At 70.6% G+C, this 16937-nt stretch carries 13 protein-coding genes and 2 pseudogenes; 6 read left to right on the top strand and 9 right to left on the bottom strand.

Annotated features, from left to right (window positions below; translation table 11 throughout):
- Positions 1 to 71: 71 nt before the first annotated feature.
- Together meaB and AB0M47_RS00555 are read right to left on the bottom strand one after the other, a co-directional pair.
- A complete protein-coding gene (meaB, locus tag AB0M47_RS00560; protein ID WP_363406053.1) occupies positions 72 to 1022 on the bottom strand; it encodes a methylmalonyl Co-A mutase-associated GTPase MeaB in 951 nt (316 codons plus the stop codon).
- The gene (locus AB0M47_RS00555) at positions 1019 to 2209 is read right to left on the bottom strand and encodes an acetyl-CoA C-acetyltransferase (RefSeq protein WP_363406050.1); all 1191 of its coding nucleotides are present in this window, start codon (positions 2207 to 2209) and stop codon (positions 1019 to 1021) included. The genes meaB and AB0M47_RS00555 overlap by 4 nt, the downstream gene beginning before the upstream one ends.
- Positions 2210 to 2258: 49 nt before the next feature.
- On the opposite strand from AB0M47_RS00555, the gene mce reads away from it, so the two are divergent.
- The gene (gene mce, locus AB0M47_RS00550) at positions 2259 to 2729 is read left to right on the top strand and encodes a methylmalonyl-CoA epimerase (protein WP_363406046.1); all 471 of its coding nucleotides are present in this window, start codon (positions 2259 to 2261) and stop codon (positions 2727 to 2729) included.
- 127 nt (positions 2730 to 2856) lie between these two features.
- On the opposite strand, the gene AB0M47_RS00545 is transcribed toward mce, so the two are convergent.
- A complete protein-coding gene (locus AB0M47_RS00545) occupies positions 2857 to 3765 on the bottom strand; it encodes a DUF559 domain-containing protein (protein WP_363406043.1) in 909 nt (302 codons plus the stop codon).
- Between the two features lie 378 nt (positions 3766 to 4143).
- Here AB0M47_RS00545 and ccrA point away from each other — a divergent pair, with 378 nt between their 5' ends.
- The 4 genes and pseudogenes from ccrA to AB0M47_RS00525 all read left to right on the top strand — a co-directional run.
- Positions 4144 to 5487: a crotonyl-CoA carboxylase/reductase gene (ccrA, locus tag AB0M47_RS00540; protein WP_363406040.1), complete on the top strand. Its 1344-nt coding sequence runs from the start codon at positions 4144 to 4146 to the stop codon at positions 5485 to 5487.
- A 206-nt stretch (positions 5488 to 5693) separates the two neighbouring features.
- Complete coding sequence (locus tag AB0M47_RS00535; protein ID WP_253757258.1) at positions 5694 to 6917, top strand: cell division protein DivIVA; 1224 nt, start codon at positions 5694 to 5696, stop codon at positions 6915 to 6917.
- 155 nt (positions 6918 to 7072) lie between these two features.
- Positions 7073 to 8485 carry a hypothetical protein gene (locus AB0M47_RS00530; RefSeq protein WP_363406037.1) on the top strand — a complete coding sequence of 471 codons (1413 nt, stop codon included), beginning with the start codon at positions 7073 to 7075 and terminating at the stop codon, positions 8483 to 8485.
- A 74-nt stretch (positions 8486 to 8559) separates the two neighbouring features.
- Positions 8560 to 9066: pseudogene (locus AB0M47_RS00525) on the top strand (phosphatase PAP2 family protein); the annotation flags it as partial.
- Between the two features lie 196 nt (positions 9067 to 9262).
- On the opposite strand, the gene AB0M47_RS00520 reads toward AB0M47_RS00525, so the two are convergent.
- Positions 9263 to 10438, bottom strand: coding sequence for an acyltransferase (locus tag AB0M47_RS00520; RefSeq protein ID WP_363406034.1), 1176 nt, complete (start codon positions 10436 to 10438; stop codon positions 9263 to 9265).
- 206 nt (positions 10439 to 10644) lie between these two features.
- Here AB0M47_RS00520 and AB0M47_RS00515 point away from each other — a divergent pair.
- Positions 10645 to 10968: pseudogene (locus AB0M47_RS00515) on the top strand (glycosyltransferase); the annotation flags it as partial.
- Positions 10969 to 11211: 243 nt separating this feature from the next.
- Here AB0M47_RS00515 and AB0M47_RS00510 read toward each other — a convergent pair.
- From AB0M47_RS00510 to AB0M47_RS00490, 5 genes are read right to left on the bottom strand one after another with little or no spacing between them, the layout of a single operon-like run.
- Positions 11212 to 12684 (bottom strand): glycosyltransferase family 4 protein, encoded by a 1473-nt coding sequence (locus AB0M47_RS00510; RefSeq protein WP_363406031.1) that lies wholly within the window; start codon positions 12682 to 12684, stop codon positions 11212 to 11214.
- Complete coding sequence (locus AB0M47_RS00505) at positions 12674 to 13990, bottom strand: nucleotide sugar dehydrogenase (RefSeq protein WP_363406028.1); 1317 nt, start codon at positions 13988 to 13990, stop codon at positions 12674 to 12676. The genes AB0M47_RS00510 and AB0M47_RS00505 overlap by 11 nt, the downstream gene beginning before the upstream one ends.
- 28 nt (positions 13991 to 14018) lie before the next feature.
- A complete protein-coding gene (locus AB0M47_RS00500) occupies positions 14019 to 15143 on the bottom strand; it encodes a GNAT family N-acetyltransferase (protein WP_363406025.1) in 1125 nt (374 codons plus the stop codon).
- Between the two features lie 31 nt (positions 15144 to 15174).
- Positions 15175 to 16086 carry a glycosyltransferase family 2 protein gene (locus AB0M47_RS00495; RefSeq protein WP_253757271.1) on the bottom strand — a complete coding sequence of 304 codons (912 nt, stop codon included), beginning with the start codon at positions 16084 to 16086 and terminating at the stop codon, positions 15175 to 15177.
- Positions 16083 to 16739 (bottom strand): polysaccharide deacetylase family protein, encoded by a 657-nt coding sequence (locus AB0M47_RS00490; RefSeq protein WP_363406021.1) that lies wholly within the window; start codon positions 16737 to 16739, stop codon positions 16083 to 16085. Before AB0M47_RS00490 ends, AB0M47_RS00495 begins: the two co-directional genes overlap by 4 nt.
- Positions 16740 to 16937: the final 198 nt, after the last annotated feature.

The following is a 16937-nucleotide window of genomic DNA, read 5'->3' as shown; positions in this document are numbered from 1 at the left end:
TAGTTCCGCGGCCGTTGTGACGACCGCGGAACACCTTAACCAGAGCAACCGACCGGGAGAAGCCCGGCGGATCAGCCGAGACCAGACAGCAACTCTTCGGCCGCGCGGTAAGGATCGACGACCCCTTCCGCCACCTTCGCGGCCAACTCCGCGAGGCTGTGGCCGCCGCGCAACGACCCGATCCGGGCCCGCATCCGGCCGAGGACCAGCGCCTCGATCTCGGCCGCCGCCCGCTCTTCGCGACGCTTACGCAGCTCGCCGGACTTCTCGAGGTATTCCTTGTGTTCCTCGATGGCCTTGAGGACGTCCTCGATGCCCTCACCCCGGGCGGCGACCGCCTTGACGACGCGCGGCCGCCACTGGCCCGGACCCCGCTCGCCGAGCGCGATCATGCCGTTGATGTCGCGTACGGTGGCGTCCGCGCCGTCCCGGTCGGCCTTGTTCACCACGAAGACGTCGGCGATCTCCAGGATGCCCGCCTTGACGGCCTGGATCGCGTCGCCCATCCCCGGCGCGAGCAGCACGAGCGTGGTGTCGGCCAGGCTCGCGATCTCGACCTCGGCCTGCCCCACGCCGACCGTCTCGACCAGGACGACGTCACAGCCCACCCCGGCCAGTACGCGTACCGCCGCGGACGTCGCGGCCGACAGTCCGCCGAGGTGGCCCCGGCTGGACATCGATCGGATGTAGACCCCGGGATCGGTGGCGTGGTCCTGCATGCGTACGCGGTCGCCGAGGATCGCGCCGCCGGTGAACGGGCTGGACGGATCGACCGCCAGGACGCCGACGCGCTTGCCGTCCCGCCGGTACGCCGCCACGAGTTCGTTCGTGGTCGTGGACTTGCCGACGCCGGGCGACCCGGTCAAACCGACGACGTGCGCCCGCTGGGCGTCCGCGCCGAAGACCGCGGCGATCTCCGCCAGCTCGGCGGCGTTGCGTTCGACCATGCTGATCAGCCGGGCGACGCTGCGCGGATCTCCGTCTCGCGCGGCGTCGACCAGCTTCCCTACGTCCTGAGTCACTGCTGGGCTGGGACCTTCAAGATCAGGGCGTCGCCCTGGCCGCCGCCGCCGCACAGCGCGGCCGCGCCGGTGCCGCCGCCGCGCCGCTTCAGCTCCAGCGCCAGCGTCAGGGCGAGGCGGGCGCCGGACATGCCGATCGGGTGGCCCAGGGCGATGGCGCCGCCGTTGACGTTCACGATCGACGGGTCGGCGCCCAACTCCCGGGTCGAGGCGATGCCGACCGCGGCGAACGCCTCGTTGATCTCGATCAGGTCCAGGTCGGCGACGGTCAGCCCGGCCTTGCCCAGCGCGTGCTTGATGGCGTTCGACGGCTGCGCGTGCAGCGAGCTGTCCGGTCCTGCGACGTTGCCGTGCGCGCCGATCTCGGCGAGCCAGGTCAGCCCCAGCTCCTCGGCCTTCTCCTTGCTCATCACGACGACAGCGGCCGCGCCGTCGGAGATCGGCGAGCTGGACCCGGCCGTGATCGTGCCGTCCTTGGTGAACGAGGGCTTGAGCTTGGCCAGCACCTCGACCGTCGTGTCGGGGCGTACGCCCTCGTCCTCGGCCAGCACGATCGGGTCGCCCTTGCGCTGCGGGATGGTCAGCGGCGCGATCTCCTCGGCGAAGACACCGTTCTTCTGCGCGGCCGCGGCCCGCTGGTGCGACGCGGCGGAGAAGGCGTCCTGCTCCTCGCGCGAGATGCCCCACTTCTGGCCGTCGTACTCGGTGGCCTCGCCCATCGGGATGCCCTGCCAGGCGTCGGTCAGCCCGTCGAGCGCCATGTGGTCCTTCACCACGACGTCGCCGTACTTGTACCCGGCCCGCTGGCCGAGCAGCAGGTGCGGCGCGTTGGTCATCGACTCCATCCCGCCGGCCACCACGATGTCCACCTCGCCGGCCCGGATGAGCTGGTCGGCCAGCGCGATGGCGTCCAGTCCGGACAGACACACCTTGTTGATGGTCAGGGCGGGGACGGTCATCGGCACGCCCGCCTCGACGGCCGCCTGCCGAGCCGGGATCTGGCCCGCGCCCGCCTGGAGGACCTGGCCCATGATCACGTACTGCACCTGGTCCGGGGCGACTCCGGCGCGCTCCAGCGCCGCCTTGATCGCCGCACCGCCCAGCTGGGTCGCCGAGAACGACTTGAGGTTGCCGAGCAACCGTCCCATAGGCGTACGCGCACCGGCGACGATCACCGAACTCTTCATTGAGAGGCCCTCCGACTCGGCTTAGCTATCGTTCAGTCAGACTAACCGTATGTCTGAGCATCCGGAGCAGTCGGGTTTGTCACACGGTATCGGCCTCCTGCGCATCGACCACGTGGGCGTGGCCGTTGCCGACCTGGACGAGGCGATCGACTTCTACACGCGGGTCTTCGGCATGACGTGCGCGCACGTCGAGACGAACGAGGAGCAGGGCGTACGCGAGGCGATGATGTCCGTCGGCCCGACTCCCGACGGTGGCTTCGTGCAATTGCTGGCACCCCTTTCGGCAGACTCGACAATCGGTAAGTTCTTGGCAAAAAACGGACCTGGCGTGCAGCAGGTGGCGTACACGGTCGAATCCATCGACGACGCCTGCTCGGCGCTCCGCTCGCGCGGGGTACGACTGCTCTACGACCAGCCTCGCCGGGGCACGTCGAACTCCCGGGTGAACTTCGTCCACCCCAAGGATGCCGGTGGCGTCCTGGTCGAACTGGTCGAACCCGCCGCCTCCTCCACGCACTGACGACTCCGGCGATCTCCGGAACGTCGCGCACCTATCCCGTCCAAGATCAGGTGCGTACGCCTCCGGAGATCACGAGTATCGGCTCACCGAGGGCCGGGCACGCCGAAGCGGCCCGCCGAGGATCGGCTCACCGAGGGCCGGGCACGGGAGCGCAGGCGCGCCGGAGGACCACCCGGATCTTGGCGACCGTCTCGGCCGGGCGGCGCAGGACGTCGTCGGCATGGAATCGCAGCACGGTCCAGCCCAGGACGTGCAGTTCGTTCTGCCGCTCCAGGTCGAACCGGTGGGTCGTGCGATCCCGGTGGTGGTCGCCGTCGTACTCGATCGCGATCCGATACTCCGGATAGGCGAGGTCCACCCTGGCCACGAACCGCCTTCCTTTCATGATCTTGAACTGCGCCACCGGGCACGGAAGCCCCGCGTCCACGATGAGCAGGCGAAGCCGTGTCTCCATCGGCGACTCCGCCAACGGCTCCGCGTACGCCAGCAGCGCCTCAGCCTGGCGACAGCCCGGCCATCGCCGCCGAGTCGCGACGTCATCCGTTAGCCGTGACAGGGACACCTTGCGCTGGTGGAGAAGCGCGTCGAGACAGACGGCCGCGTCGACGCGAGGTAGGTACCGCAGCAGGTCGAAGGCGGTCCGCTCCGGTGTCGTCACCGGCAGGCCGAGGATCCGGGTGACATCACGGTCTGGAACCGAGCCGCGCCGGACGACGAGATGCGACTGCGGCACGATCCGGTCGTCCTCGCCGATCAGGACCGCCACTCGCTCCGGCGGGTCGAGCGCCCGGACGCCCCAGAGGTGCAGGGCACTGAGCCCGCTGATGACGCCACCCTTCGGCAGCAGCAAGGCGGCGGCCTCACACCAGACCCGGTGGTCGAGCGGAACGTCGGCGTGGACATAGACGTCCCGGTAGAGGCGCGTCCACGCACGACCGGCGAGCTGACGGCGGGTCAGCAGACCGGCGGCGACCGCGTCCGCACCCCGGAACGGAGCCACGGCGAGCGACGGCGGGACCTTTGCGACGGGTGGCATCCGATCACGATGCGCCGCCATGCGCTGCCGCACGAGGGGGTGTGGATAACCCACTTCCGGAAGGCGCACGACCTAACCGCACCAAGATCAGGTACCTGGGCTTCCGGAGATCACCAGACCCCACCCGCGCGGCGGCCCCGCGACCCGCGACCCGCGCCGGAGCGAGCGCGAAAGAGCACACGGGAGCGTGCCACCGAGCAGGGATGAACACCGAGTGCCAAAAGCCGGTGGACTATTTCACAGAAGCGTTCCCGCCCGAAGCTACTGGGCAGTAACCTCCGCACAACACCGCCTCAACGGTCGTTCAGGGGGTGACCCACATAGATCCGGCACGGCCCACCCGGGAGCATCTCCGGTAGTCAGGCGAAGGAGCGGAATATGGACCACATCCTTGAGGCGATCGGCGCGGCCGAGGGCGCGGGCCGGATCGAGGGGTTCGGCGAGCTGCCGGTACCGGAGAGCTACCGGGGCGTGGTCGTCCGCGCCGACGAGACGGCCATGTTCGACGGATTGGCCACGAAGGACAAGGATCCGCGCAAGTCCCTGCACATGCAGGAGGTGGCGACCCCCGACCTGGGTCCGGGCGAGGCGCTGATCGCCGTGATGGCGAGTGCGATCAACTACAACACGGTGTGGACGTCCATCTTCGAGCCGATGTCGACGTTCGGCTTCCTGCAGCGGTACGGCAAGCTGTCGCCGCTGACCAGACGGCATGATCTGCCGTATCACGTGGTCGGGTCGGACGCGGCCGGCGTGGTCCTGCGGACCGGCCCCGGAGTGACGAAGTGGCAGCCGGGCGACCAGGTCGTGGCGCACTGCCTCAGCGTCGAGCTGGAGGACGCCGCCGGGCACGACGACACCATGCTCGATCCGCAGCAGCGGATCTGGGGCTTCGAGACCAACTTCGGCGGGCTCGCCGAGCTGGCCGTGGTGAAGGCCAACCAGCTGATGCCGAAGCCGGCCCACTTGAGCTGGGAGGAGGCGGCGTCACCGGGACTGGTGAACTCGACGGCGTACCGGCAGCTCGTGTCGCATCACGGCGCCGACATGAAGCAGGGCGACGTGGTGCTGATCTGGGGCGCCAGCGGCGGTCTCGGCAGTTACGCCACCCAGATGGCGGTCAACGGCGGCGCCATCCCGGTCTGCGTCGTGTCCAGTCCGCAGAAGGCCGAGCTGTGCCGCCGAATGGGCGCCGAGCTGGTCATCGACCGCAGCGCCGAGGGGTACCGGTTCTGGCGGGACGAGCACACGCCCGATCCGAACGAGTGGAAGCGATTCGGCGCGCGCATCCGGGAGCTGACCGGCGGCGACGATCCCGACATCGTCTTCGAGCACCCGGGCCGGGAGACCTTCGGCGCGAGCGTCTTCGTCGCCAAGCGCGGCGGCACGATCGTCACCTGCGCGTCGACGAGCGGCTTCGATCACCACTACGACAATCGGTACCTCTGGATGCACCTCAAGCGGATCGTCGGCAGCCACTTCGCGAACTACCGCGAGGCCTGGGAGGCGAACCGGTTGATCGACCGCGGTCTCGTGCACCCGACACTGTCCAAGGTGTTCTCCCTCGAGCAGACCGGGCAGGCGACCTACGAGGTGCATCGGAACGCGCATCAGGGCAAGGTGGGCGTCCTGGCCCTCGCTCCCCAAGAGGGACTCGGAATCTACGACTCGGAGAAGCGCGCCCGCCACGAGGAAGCCATCAACCGCTTCCGTGGCGTGTGAGTCACACCAGCTACACCTCCTCCGAGCGGGTGACCCGGCGCAGGCGCAACGGCGCGTCTGCGCCGCCTTTCCGTCCCCTGCAAGTCACAACAAACCACTACAAAACCCGCTAGTTGGGCAAGCCCCGCAAGTTGACCATGCCTTTGTCGGCGAAACAGGCCCCATGCTCTTGCGAAACACCGGGGTACGTCTGTCAGGATGTCCCAATGCCCCAGCCGCAATCTGACGTCGCCTTCTTCGACGGCGCGAATACTCAAGCAGACTTCACGGTCGTGCTCCGCGGTTTCGACCGTGAGCAGGTCACGGCCCATCTCGGCCGCATCAACGCGCAGCTGATCCAGTCCGAGCAGGCCCGCCAAGAGGCCGAGCAGCGGATGAACGACGCGCAGCGCCGGCTCCGCCAGGCCGAGCAGCGTCTCAACTCGGTGGAGCAGAAGCTCACCGACACGAACAAGCAGCTCGAGGAGAACAGCCGGCCGACCCTGTCGGGCCTGGGCACTCGCGTCGAGCAGATCCTGCGCCTCGCCGAAGAGCAGGCCAACGACCACCGCGGCGAAGCCAAGCGGGAGTCCGAGGGCATCCTCTCCGCTGCCCGGCTCGAGGCCCGCGAGATCACCGACAAGGCTCGCGCCGAGGCCGCCGCGATGAAGGCGACCGCCGAGCGCGAGGCGGGCAACCTGCGTACCGCCGCCGAGCGCGAGGCCGCCGAGGTTCGCGTGCAGGCTCGTCGCGAGGCCGACACGCTGCGTGCCGACGCCGAGCGCGAGACCAAGGCGCTGCGTACCGCCACCGCGCACGAGGTCGCCGAGCTGAAGGCCACTGTCGAGCGCGAGGTCGCCACCCTGCGGGCCACCGCCGAGCGGGAGATCACCCAGCTGCGGGCCAAGGCTTCCCGCGAGGCCGAGGAGAAGCGCGCCGAGGCGTCCAAGATGCTGGCCGACGCCCGCGACAAGCGCGACAAGGACCTCCAGGCGCTCCAGCTCGAGCTGGCCGAGCGTCGCGAGAAGACCGAGCGCGAAGAGTCCGCGCGGCACGCCGCTCAGGTCGCCGCGACGCAGAAGATGGTCAACGAGGCCGAGGAGCGCGCTCGCGCCGCCGAGGACCGGGCCAAGGAGATCGAGCAGCGTGCGGAGACCCGCCGCATCGAGTCCGAGCGCTCCGCGACCGAGACCGTCGAGAAGGCCAAGGCGTCGGCGGAGAAGTCCGTCAGCGAGGCCAAGGCCGAGGCGCACCGCCTGGTCACCGAGGCCCGCAACGAGGCCGAGCTGACCACCACGGCGGCTCGCCGCGAGGTCGACGAGCTGACCCGCCAGAAGGACGCGGTCACCTCTCAGCTGGGCCAGATGCTCTCCGGCCTGGCGGGCATCGTGCCGGTGCAGGCGCCGGCCGACAAGGGCAAGAAGTCCGAGGAGGAGAAGGCTTCGGCCTGATCCCCTCGATCGGGGCAGATCGGGTCCGCCGGGCGACTCTCGCTCGGCGGGCCCGATGAAACATATCCACTGTGGCCCAAGGGTTTCCTGCAGATCTGCTGTGACTGCGGTGGGGCGTGGTGCGAGAGCGGACGAGACATGTGAGGATGGGGCACATGTCGCAAGGCGGAGATCTTTTCGCGCTCGGTGAGGGCGTAGCCAGTCAGCCCAGCTTCGACGATGCGCTGAAGGGCTACAAGAAGAGCCAGGTCAACGACTACGTCGCGCAGGCTGAGGCCGAGATCGCGACGCTCGCGGCCGAGCGGGAGCAGGCGTACCAGCAGGTCCAGGCACTGGCCGGACAGGTTCAGCTGCTGCAGGACGACCTCGCCGACCTCCGTCGCAAGTCGCAACTTCCGACTACCGTCTCCTTCAAGCATCTCGGCGTCCGGGTGGGGCAGATCCTGGAACTCGCCGAGGAGCAGGCCGAGGAGATCACCAAGTCGGCCCATCGCCAGATCTCGGACACCCAGGGCGAGGCGGACCGCGTACTGGCCGACGCCCGTGAGCGGGCCGCCGCCGCGATCCGGGACTTCGAGACCGCGCTGTCCGCGCGGCGGGCCGACGAGCAGCGCTCCGACGAGGAGCGGCGGGCCGCGTCCGCGCGGGCGCTCGCGACCGCCCAGCAGGAGGCCACCAACCTCCGGGATCGGGCCGTCAAGGAGACGTCGGAGCAGCGTTCGACCGTGGAGCAGGAGCTCGCCGCGCTGCGGGCCCAGGCCGCGCAGGAGATCGCCACGCTGCGGGCTCAGGCCGCTCAGGAGATCACCACGCTCAAGGACGCCGCCGCGCAGGACGTCCAGGCCGCGCGCACCGCCGGCGAGCGCGAGGTCGCGGAGGCGAGGTCGCTCGCCGTCGCTGCCGAGCAGGAGAGGGTACGCGCAGCGCAGCTCGCCGAGGCGGAACGTCAGGCCGCCACTGCCGCGCAGGCCACGCTGGTCGAGCTGGAGCGGCAGATCGCCGCCAACCGGGCCGAGTCCGAGCACGTGACGAGCCAGCTCAGGGAGACCCAGACCGAGTTGGACGGCGCACGCAAGCAGCTGCACGACGCGTACCAGAACGCCAAGGCGGCCAAGCAGAACGCGGAGAACGCCGAACGGGCCACCGCCGACGCGGAGGCTCGCCTGGCCGAGGCGCAGGCCAAGGCCACCCGGGTGCAGGAGACGACCGTGCAGGTCCAGGAGGCCGTCAAGGCCCAGGAGACCGTGCAGGTCGCGGAAGCCGCGAAGGTCCAGGAGACCGTGAAGATCGCGATGCCGGCCGCCGGGTCGGACCCGGACACGACGACCGTGCTGACCCTGCCGGCGCCGTCGGCCCCGAAGGCGGCTGAGCCGGTGGACGAGGCCGAGACGACGACCGTGATCAAGCCTGCCACCACGGAAGCCGCGGCGGAGACTGAGAAGACCGTGGATCTCCGGAAGACGACGGGAAAGAAGAAGTCGACGCCGCCGCAGGCCGCCGTCGACGAGCCGGACGCGAACCCGGAGGCCGACGCGGAAGCGGAGGCCGCGGCCCCGGCACAGCGCTAGTGAACGGCAGGCTCGCCCGGCGCTCCGCGATCGTCGGGGCAGCCTGCGTCGCCGCGCTGGCCGCGGTCTATCTGATGGCACTGTGGACGCATGCCGGGCAGTCCCTGGAGGACGCCGTGCTGTCGGCGGCGGCGGCGAAGATGCCCGGCACGGATCAAGCCGCGCTGGCCATCCGGCTGCTGAGCACGGTGGGCATCAAGACGCTGGTGGTGGCGCTGGTCGGGGTGGTCGTCCTCGGCGTGATCCGGGGGCGTACGCGGCTGGGCTGGCTGGCGGCCGCGGTGATCGCCGCGTCGGCGCTGACGACCGAGGTGCTCCAGAAAGTCGTGTCCCGGCCGGTCCTGCTGGCCGGGGGCGTACGCCGGGAGGACCAGAGCTTCCCCAGCGGGCACACCGCCACGGCGATGGCGATCCTCGCCGGAGTGGTGCTCGTCGTCCCCGCCCGCTATCGGCTGCTCGCCGCGGTCGCGCTGGCTCCATGGTCGCTCGGGATGGGCGTCGCGACCGTCACCGCCGGGTGGCATCGGCCGAGCGACACCCTCGGCAGCGACCTGATCGTGCTCGCGTACGCGTGCGCGGCCGTGTTGCTGCTGGCCCGGCTCGGCCGCGTACGCCAGACGGCCCGGCCACGCGGCGTACGCGTGGTGGCGATGGCCGGTGGCGTCCTGGTCGCGGCCGTCCTCGCCGGTCTGCTGATCACGGGGCTCTCGGGGTTCAGCATCAGCCGGGCGCTCGTCTTCGCCGCCGCCGTCGGCACGGTCGCGACGCTGCTCGCCCTTATCGACGGAGTGGACCTCGACCCGAGTACGCCGCCTTCAGCGCCTGCCAGCCCCGGTAGCGCTGGAACGGGATCTCGAACACCGACGCGAAGATCCATGCGCTCAGCACCGACAATGGAGCCGCTACCACCAGCGTGACCAGGAAGAACGGTACGCCGTCGGCGATGCGCGGGGCGACGACCTGATCGGCGACGGCCACCACGATCGGGGCGTGGATCAGGTAGAGGCTGTACGAGAACGAGCCCAGGCCGCGTACCGGGGCGGTGTCGAGGAACCAGACCAACGGCTTGGGCCGCCGGATCGCCACCGCCGCGAGCAGCATCGCGACCGCCGGTCCGAACGAGACGTCTACCCAGAAGAAGTGCTCGACCGTCCACTCCGAACCCTGTACGGCGATCATCGCGATGACGGGTAGTGCGGCCACACCGGCGAGCCAGTGCCAGGGCAGTCTGCGTACCTTCTCATTCGCGGCGAGAATCCCCGCAGCCGTGACGCCGGCCGCGAACAGGATGGCGAACTGGGGAGTGAAGCGGGTGAGTTTGTCGACGAGCGGGACGCTCGGCGCGAAGATCCCCACGAGCAGGACCGGGACCGCGACCGCCGCGAGCATGGTGGCGGCCCCCGCTTTCCGGATGATCACGAGCAGGATCGGGAGCACGAGGTAGAGCTGGGCTTCGACGGCGATGGACCAGAACGCGCCGTTGGGGCTGGGCGAGCCCACGACGTCCTGGAGGAGCAGGCCGAAGACCGCGACCGTCTTGCCTGTCGGCTCGCCCTCCCCCGGCTGCGGCACGATCGTCCACGCGACGATCAGGCTGAACGCGAGCGCGGCCCAGTACGGCGGCAGGATGCGCCAGGCACGGCGGAAGGCGAACCTGGCCTTGCCGCCGAGCTGCCACTCATGCCGGGCCGGGGACACCGCCAGCGAGAACCCGGACAACACGATGAACACGACCACCGCGAAGTGGCCGTAGATGAGCCAGCCGGCCCAGGCCGGCCCGGTGATCCGGGGATAGCCGCCGAAGCTGACCAGATAGCAGTGGTGCAGCACGACGAACAGCGCCGCGAGACCGCGGATGCCGTCGAGACCGGACAGCCGGTCCCGGCGCGGGCGGGCGGCGGCCTCGGGCTCGGTCCCGGCGGCGGGCGCCGATCGCACGGTCTGCGCGGTCATCTCGCGATCTCCTCTGTTGGCTACCGACGGACTGGCGTGAACAACGGACTGGCGTGAACAACGGACTGGCGTGAACAACGGGCTGGCGTAGCGACGGGCTGGCGTAGCGACGGGCTGGCGTAACGACGGGCTGGCTTGGCTTACTGACGGGTTGCCGACGGTTTCGAGCGGCGCGGCTCGCCGGGCGCGGCCCCTATCCTCGGTGCGTGAGCGAAGCGGTTGTCAGCATCGTGATCCCGGCCCACAACGAGGCGGCCGTGATCGAGGAGAACCTGCGCGTCCTCCTCGGCGACTCGGCCCCCGGCGAGTTCGACGTCGTCGTGGTGCCGAACGCCTGCACCGACGGAACCGGCACGGCGGCCGCGCGGGCGGGCGTACGCGTCGTCGAGACGCCGGTGCCGGGGAAGGTGCACGCCCTCGCGCTCGGCGACGCCGAATGCCGGGCGTTCCCGCGGATCTACCTCGACGCCGACGTACGCCTGACCGCCGACTCCGTCCGCGCGCTGGTCGCGGCCTGCGCCGGCGACGACGTTCTCGCCTGTGCTCCGGAGCCGCAGTTCGACCTGGCCGGGACGACGTTCGTGATGCGCCGGGTGCACCGCGTGCACGACCGGCTGATGGCGCCGACCCGGGCGCTCGCCGGGGCGGGCTGCTATGTGCTGACCAAGGCGGGTCACGCCCGGGTCTTCCCGATGCCGGAGGTGCTCTCCGACGACGGCTACGTCCATAACAGCTTCACTCCCGGCGAACGCGTCGTGGTGCGGCAGGCCCGGTCATTCGTGCGCCCGGCCCGGACCGTCTCCGCGTACCTGCGCCGACGGGTCCGCGTCCGGGCCGGCAACCGGCAGCTCGCCGAGCTGGGCCGGGTCTCCGCCGAGGGACGCCTCGGTCCGCGTGCGCTGCTCTCGCTGGTTGCGCGACGCGAAGTAGGCCCGCTGGATGCCGGCTGCTACCTGGCCGTCCTGCTCCTCGACCGGGGCTGGACGGTCCTGCGCGGCCGGCGGGGCCGGACGTCGTGGGGTCTCGATGTCGGCAGTCGGGTGCCAACGGGGCCGGGGAACGGTTAGCCCCTCCACCGCCGCCTCATACGCGGCCAGCAGCGAGATCTTCGACTGGTCCCACGACAGCGGACCGGCGACCCGGGCCCGGCCGATCTCGCCCATCCGCTGCCGGTCCTCCGGCGAGTCCAGCAGGTACGCCGTGAGCTTGGCGAACTCCGACTCGTCGTTGGCCGGGGCGTAGACGGCGGCGTCGCCGGCCGACACCCGGGCCTCGCGCAGTTCGAACGAGACGATCGGGCGGGACATCGCCATGTACTCCATGATCTTGTTCATCGTGGAGACGTCGTTCAGCGGGTTGAGCGGGTCGGGCGACAGGCATACGTCCGCAGTGGACAGATAGCGGAGCAGGTCGTCGTCGCTGATCCGGCCGGTGAACGTCACGTAGTCGGCCAGGCCCAGCTCGACGGCCAGGTCCTTCATCGCGTCGAAGGTGTCGCCCGCGCCCACGAAGGCGGCGTGCCAGTCGGTGCGGCCCTGCTCGTCTCGCAGCTTCGCCAGCGCGCGCAGCGCGTAGTCCACGCCGTCCTGCGGGCCCATCACGCCGAGGTAGCAGAGCAGATACGGCTTGCCCTTGCGCAGCTCCGGTTCGGGCGGCACCTGCCGGAAACGCTCGACCTTGGGCGCGCTGCGGACGACGAACACCTGGTCCTCGCGCTTGCCGCCACGGGTGAGCGCCGCCTCGCGGTAGCTCTCGTTGGTGGCGATCACGATGTCGGCGGCCTGATACGTCTTGCGTTCGAGCCAGCAGACCACCCGGTAGAGGAAGTCCCGGCCCCGGCCGAACCGGGACTCGTACAGCTCCGGCACCAGGTCGTGCTGGTCGAAGACGAACCGGGCGCCCCGCCGCCGGAACCGCTTGGCGAGCAGGAAGAACAGGTCCGGCGGATTGCAGGCGTGCACCACGTCGACCGGGCCGACCTTGCGCGCCAGCCGGTAGGTGTGCCACAGCGCCGAGCCGTACTCGCGCAGGTAGCCCTGCGGCCCGCCGGTCGCCGCCTTCAACGGGTACCGGTAGATGTGGACGCCGTCCAGCTCCACGTAGGGCTCGGTGTCCCGGCCGGTGCCCATCGGGCAGATGACGTTCACGGTCCAGCCCGCGTCGCGCAGCGCGCAGGACTCCTGCCAGACGCGCCGGTCGAACGGCACGGACAGGTTCTCGACGAGGATGAGCGCTTTACCAGCCAAGGCCCACGTATCCCGGGTGCGCCCGGCGCGTCTCCGCGTCGGGAAGGCGGACGAGGTCGATGATCGGGCGGTCGCCGGCCCGGTCCAGCACGGGGCTCAGCGCCGGATCGGCGAAGCCGACGACGCAGACCTCGGCGAAGTCGAGGACGTCGTCGGCGGAGTCGCACAGCAACTCCCCGAGGTGCGGCAGGTGGCGGTCGATGTACTCCCGGTTGGCCCCCATCAGCCGGGACAGCGCCACGTTCGCGTCGTAGATCCGCAGCTCGTAGCCCTTGCCCACGAGCCGCTCCGCCAGTTCGACGAGTGGGCTCTCGCGCAGGTCGTCGGTGCCCGGCTTGAAGGAGAGCCCGAACAGGCCGACCTTGCGCTTCCCGGTGCTGATGACCAGGTCGAGCGCGCGCTTGAGGTGCTCCTCGTTCGACGGGAGCACGTGCGAGAGCAGCGGCACCGCGATGTCGGCGCGGCGGGCGGCGTACACCAGGCCCCGGAGGTCCTTCGGCAGGCAGGAACCGCCGAACGCGAACCCCGGGCGCAGGTAGGCCGGGCTGATGTTGAGCTTGCGGTCGGCCAGGAAGACGTCCATCATCCGGTGCGAGTCCACGCCCAGCGCCCGGCAGATCGCGCCCATCTCGTTGGCGAAGGCGATCTTCAGGCCGTGGAACGAGTTGTCCGCGTACTTGGCCATCTCGGCCACCGGCACCGGCACCCGGAACACCTCGCCCGGCAGACCCTCGTAGAGCGCCGCCACGACGTCCCCGCTGACCTTGTCGTACTCCCCGATCACGGTCTTCGGCGGGTCCAGGAAGTCCTTGACGCTCGAGCCCTCGCGCAGGAACTCCGGGTTGTACGCGACGCCGAAGTCCACCCCGGCGGAGCGGCCGGAAGCCTTCTCCAGCAACGGAACGAGCAGTGATTCGCAGGTGCCCGGCAGCATCGTGCTGCGGAACACGACGGTGTGCCACCGGTCCAGCCCGGCCAGCGCCTCGCCGATCTCCGCCGACACCCGTTCGAGGTACTCCGTCGACAGGCTGCCGCTGAGCGCGGACGGCGTACCGACGCAGACCAGCGACACGTCGGTCGCCCGGATCGCCGACGCGAGGTCGACCGTAGCCCGCAGCGCGCCGGACGCGACCACCTCGGCGGTCAGCTCGCCGATCCGCTCCTCGACGACGGGCGCCTGGCCGCGGCCGATGAGTTCCACCTTGACCGGGCTGACGTCGACGCCCACCACCTCGTGCCCGCGTGCGGCCAGGCAGGCGGCGGAGACGCTGCCCACGTAGCCGAGGCCGATGACACTGATCCTCATATCACTTGCCTTCCTTGGAGACGGTCGTTCATGGCAGTTCCCGCTCCCGGCGGGCGTCCGGGGAGCCGCCCTCGCCAAAGGACCGGGAACCGCCACCCCTCATCGCTCGGACGGCGCGACGCAGGCCGGGGCCGAGCGGGGACGACTTGGCGGCGCCGACGACGGTTCCGTGCAGACGGCGCAGGACGCGACGAGCCGAACTGCGAGTGACCAGACCCTGGGCGACCGACATCTCGCCGGTCTTGGCCCGGCGCTTGTACTCGTCCTCGCCCCGGCCGAGGTCGATGCGGGTGACGCCGAGGCCGGGCGCGGCCGCCACCAATTCGCGGAGCAGCATCCAGCCCGGGGCGAGCTTGGCGAACTCGGGGTCGTAGACGGGGAACCACCAGTGCAGTACGCCGCCCGACCGCAGTCCGAAGTGCGCGGCGACCAGGCGAGGCCCGGCGTGCAGAGTGGACAGGATGCCCGCGAACCCCGGATCCCGCGTACGCAGCAACGACCGCAGCAACTGCACGCGACGCGGATCGGCGAAGTAGTCGGCCGCGCCGGTAGCGGCGTACTGCCCGCGTTTCAGCTCGATGAGCTGGTCGAGCGCGTCGTCGTCGACGACGTCCACGGCGAACCGCACCGTCCCGTACGCCTTCTCCGTCTTCGCGGTGTGCCGGCGCGCCTGCCCGATGTTGCTCTTGCCGCTGCTGGACGCCCGGCCCAGGTAGCCGTCGAGGCCACCGGTGACGTCGAGATAGGGCGACGGCCGCCGGGCCTCGATCCACGGCGTGAACTCCGCTCCCGTCCCGTCCTCGTCGTCGACGAGCAGGTGGTCGAACGCGTATCCGCGGACCCCTCCGGAGAGCAGGTCGAGCGGCGCGAACGTGGAGCCGGGCGCGCGGATCGGGCCTTGGAAGTCGGCCCCGGGCCACCCGACCGGCCGCAGTTCGCCGCCGTCCTGATGGGTCGGCAGCAGGGCCTGGATCTCGCCCGCGGCGTCCGTCGCGACGGCGACCCGCACCGGTACGCCCGCCGCGTGCACCGCCGCCGCGAAGCCCGGATGGAAGTACGGGCTGTCCAACCGGGTGTTGGCCGCTCGCAAGGCATGCCAGGCGTCGAGCTGCCGGTTGGTCAGCTCGGTGAAGTCGTGATTCGTGATCGGCATTCCATCCCCCAGATCGACAATGGCCGTCAGCTCAGGTCGCGAGCGCTCGAAGTCGTCGCGACGGCCGCAGCAGCGCGACCACCGCGGCGCGCGCCCGTTGTCGGCCGAGGGCGGCGCGCAGGGTCTCGCCCGCGAGCACGATCAGGAAGTACGCCCCACCGGCGAGCGCCGAGTTACGGCGGCGGTAGAGGGTCACCTTGTTGACCACGCTGAGCGCGTTGAGGGTCGGATTGATCTGCTGTTCGCCGCCGATGTGGGTGATCTCGGCGGCCGGCTCGTACCAGAGGGTCCAGCCGCGGTCGCCCGCGCGCAGCGCGAAGTCGGTCTCCTCGCTGTAGAGCAGGAAGCTCTCGTCCCAGGGACCGACGTCGCGTAGGGCAGCCGCTGAGATCAGCATGGCCGCCCCGGTGGCCCACGAGTACGCGCCGGGTAGGTCCCGCTCGCGGGGATCGGTGATCAGCTCGCCGAACCCCGGCAGACGCCCGGCGACCCGGCCGAGGAACGCCTCGCCGAACGCGCGACGCAGCGTGGGGGCGTACCGCAGGGAGGGCTGGAACGAGCCGTCCTCGTTCAGCAGCTTCGGCACGGCGATGCCGCACGTGCTGCGCTGGAGCGTCGCGGCGAGCCGGGCGAGGGTGTCGGGACGCAGCCGGCAGTCCGGGTTCAGCACCATGACGGCGTCGTACTCGCCCGGCACGGCGGCCACGCCCGCGTTGATCCCGGCGGCGAAGCCGGCGTTGCGGCCCACCGCCAGCGGGATGACCGGCAGGTCGAATCCCTTCGCGACGGTCAGTGAGTCGTCGCGGGAGGCGTTGTCGGCGACCACGACGGCGGTCAGGCGTACGCCCCGTTGTCCTTCGAGCGACCGCAGGCAGCCCGCGAGGACGTCGGCGCTGTTGTAGGTGACGATGACGACCGCGATACGCGGTTCTGGCGTGGTCACGGCTTCCCCCGGAGTCGTTTCGCGGTTCGGGCCGCCAGGCGGCGGGCGCGCTGAGCCGGCCCGGGCCGGCCGTCCACGACGGCGGTCAGCCAGGCAGCGTCCATGTCGTGGCGCAGGCTGTTGCGCGGTTGCAGCCAGGCCGACGGCTTGGCCGGTCCCCCGTCGCTGCTCAGCACCCGGCGTACGCCCGCATGGCGCAGGCGCTTGAGCACCCGCCGGTCGTAGGAGCCGAACGGGATCGCGACGCTGTCTACCGGCCCGCCGACGAGGTCGCCCAGTACGCGATGCGCCTCCTGGAACTCCTCGCGCGCCTCGGTCTCGTCGACGCGACGCCAGTCCCGGTGCGCCCAGCCGTGTGAGCCGACCGGCATCCCCGCCTTGACCAGCTCGCGTACGCCGTCGGCGTCGAGCCGCCCGGGTTCGCCCAGCAGCCCGGCGAGCACGAAGAACTCGGCGGTCAGCCCGCGGTCGAGCAGCCGGGGCAGGGCGATCTCCAGATCGGACGCGTTCCCGTCGTCGAACGTGATGCGGACATGGTCACGCCGCGCCGCCAGATCGAGCATCTGCTCGAACTGCCCGACGCTCACCCAGGTTCGGTCCTCGCCCGGCGCGAGATCGCGGTCGGTCGGCCCGATCCCGTGCACGTTAATCATGATGATCGATGCACCGAGGGCATCCGAGCTGCGCAATGAATCGCCTATCGTTCTTCGGTCAGGTCGAGCCGCGGCCGACCGGGACCGTTAGATCGTGAGGTTTCGTCGACTCAACGGGCCATCGGCGAATCGGGCGGACCGAATGTCCGCAAGCCGACACGGTCATGATTGCTTCCACCCTGGTCGGGCCATGCCATC

Origin of the sequence: Hamadaea sp. NPDC051192, assembly GCF_040682475.1 — a bacterium.
GTDB classification, from domain to species: Bacteria; Actinomycetota; Actinomycetes; order Mycobacteriales; family Micromonosporaceae; genus Hamadaea; species Hamadaea flava.
The sequence above is the reverse complement of the archived record's forward strand: the minus strand, read 5'-3'. Positions and strand labels throughout refer to the sequence as shown.

Excerpts from the sequence above, each read along its gene's own strand:
- AB0M47_RS00555 (WP_363406050.1), bottom strand. The coding sequence starts at position 2,209 with ATGAAGAGTTCGGTGATCGTCGCCGGTGCGCGTACGCCTATGGGACGG.
- mce (WP_363406046.1), top strand. The coding sequence starts at position 2,259 with ATGTCTGAGCATCCGGAGCAGTCGGGTTTGTCACACGGTATCGGCCTC.
- AB0M47_RS00545 (WP_363406043.1), bottom strand. The coding sequence starts at position 3,765 with ATGCCACCCGTCGCAAAGGTCCCGCCGTCGCTCGCCGTGGCTCCGTTC.
- ccrA (WP_363406040.1), top strand. The coding sequence starts at position 4,144 with ATGGACCACATCCTTGAGGCGATCGGCGCGGCCGAGGGCGCGGGCCGG.
- AB0M47_RS00535 (WP_253757258.1), top strand. The coding sequence starts at position 5,694 with ATGCCCCAGCCGCAATCTGACGTCGCCTTCTTCGACGGCGCGAATACT.
- AB0M47_RS00530 (WP_363406037.1), top strand. The coding sequence starts at position 7,073 with ATGTCGCAAGGCGGAGATCTTTTCGCGCTCGGTGAGGGCGTAGCCAGT.
- AB0M47_RS00520 (WP_363406034.1), bottom strand. The coding sequence starts at position 10,438 with ATGACCGCGCAGACCGTGCGATCGGCGCCCGCCGCCGGGACCGAGCCC.
- AB0M47_RS00505 (WP_363406028.1), bottom strand. The coding sequence starts at position 13,990 with ATGAGGATCAGTGTCATCGGCCTCGGCTACGTGGGCAGCGTCTCCGCC.
- AB0M47_RS00500 (WP_363406025.1), bottom strand. The coding sequence starts at position 15,143 with ATGCCGATCACGAATCACGACTTCACCGAGCTGACCAACCGGCAGCTC.
- AB0M47_RS00490 (WP_363406021.1), bottom strand. The coding sequence starts at position 16,739 with ATGATTAACGTGCACGGGATCGGGCCGACCGACCGCGATCTCGCGCCG.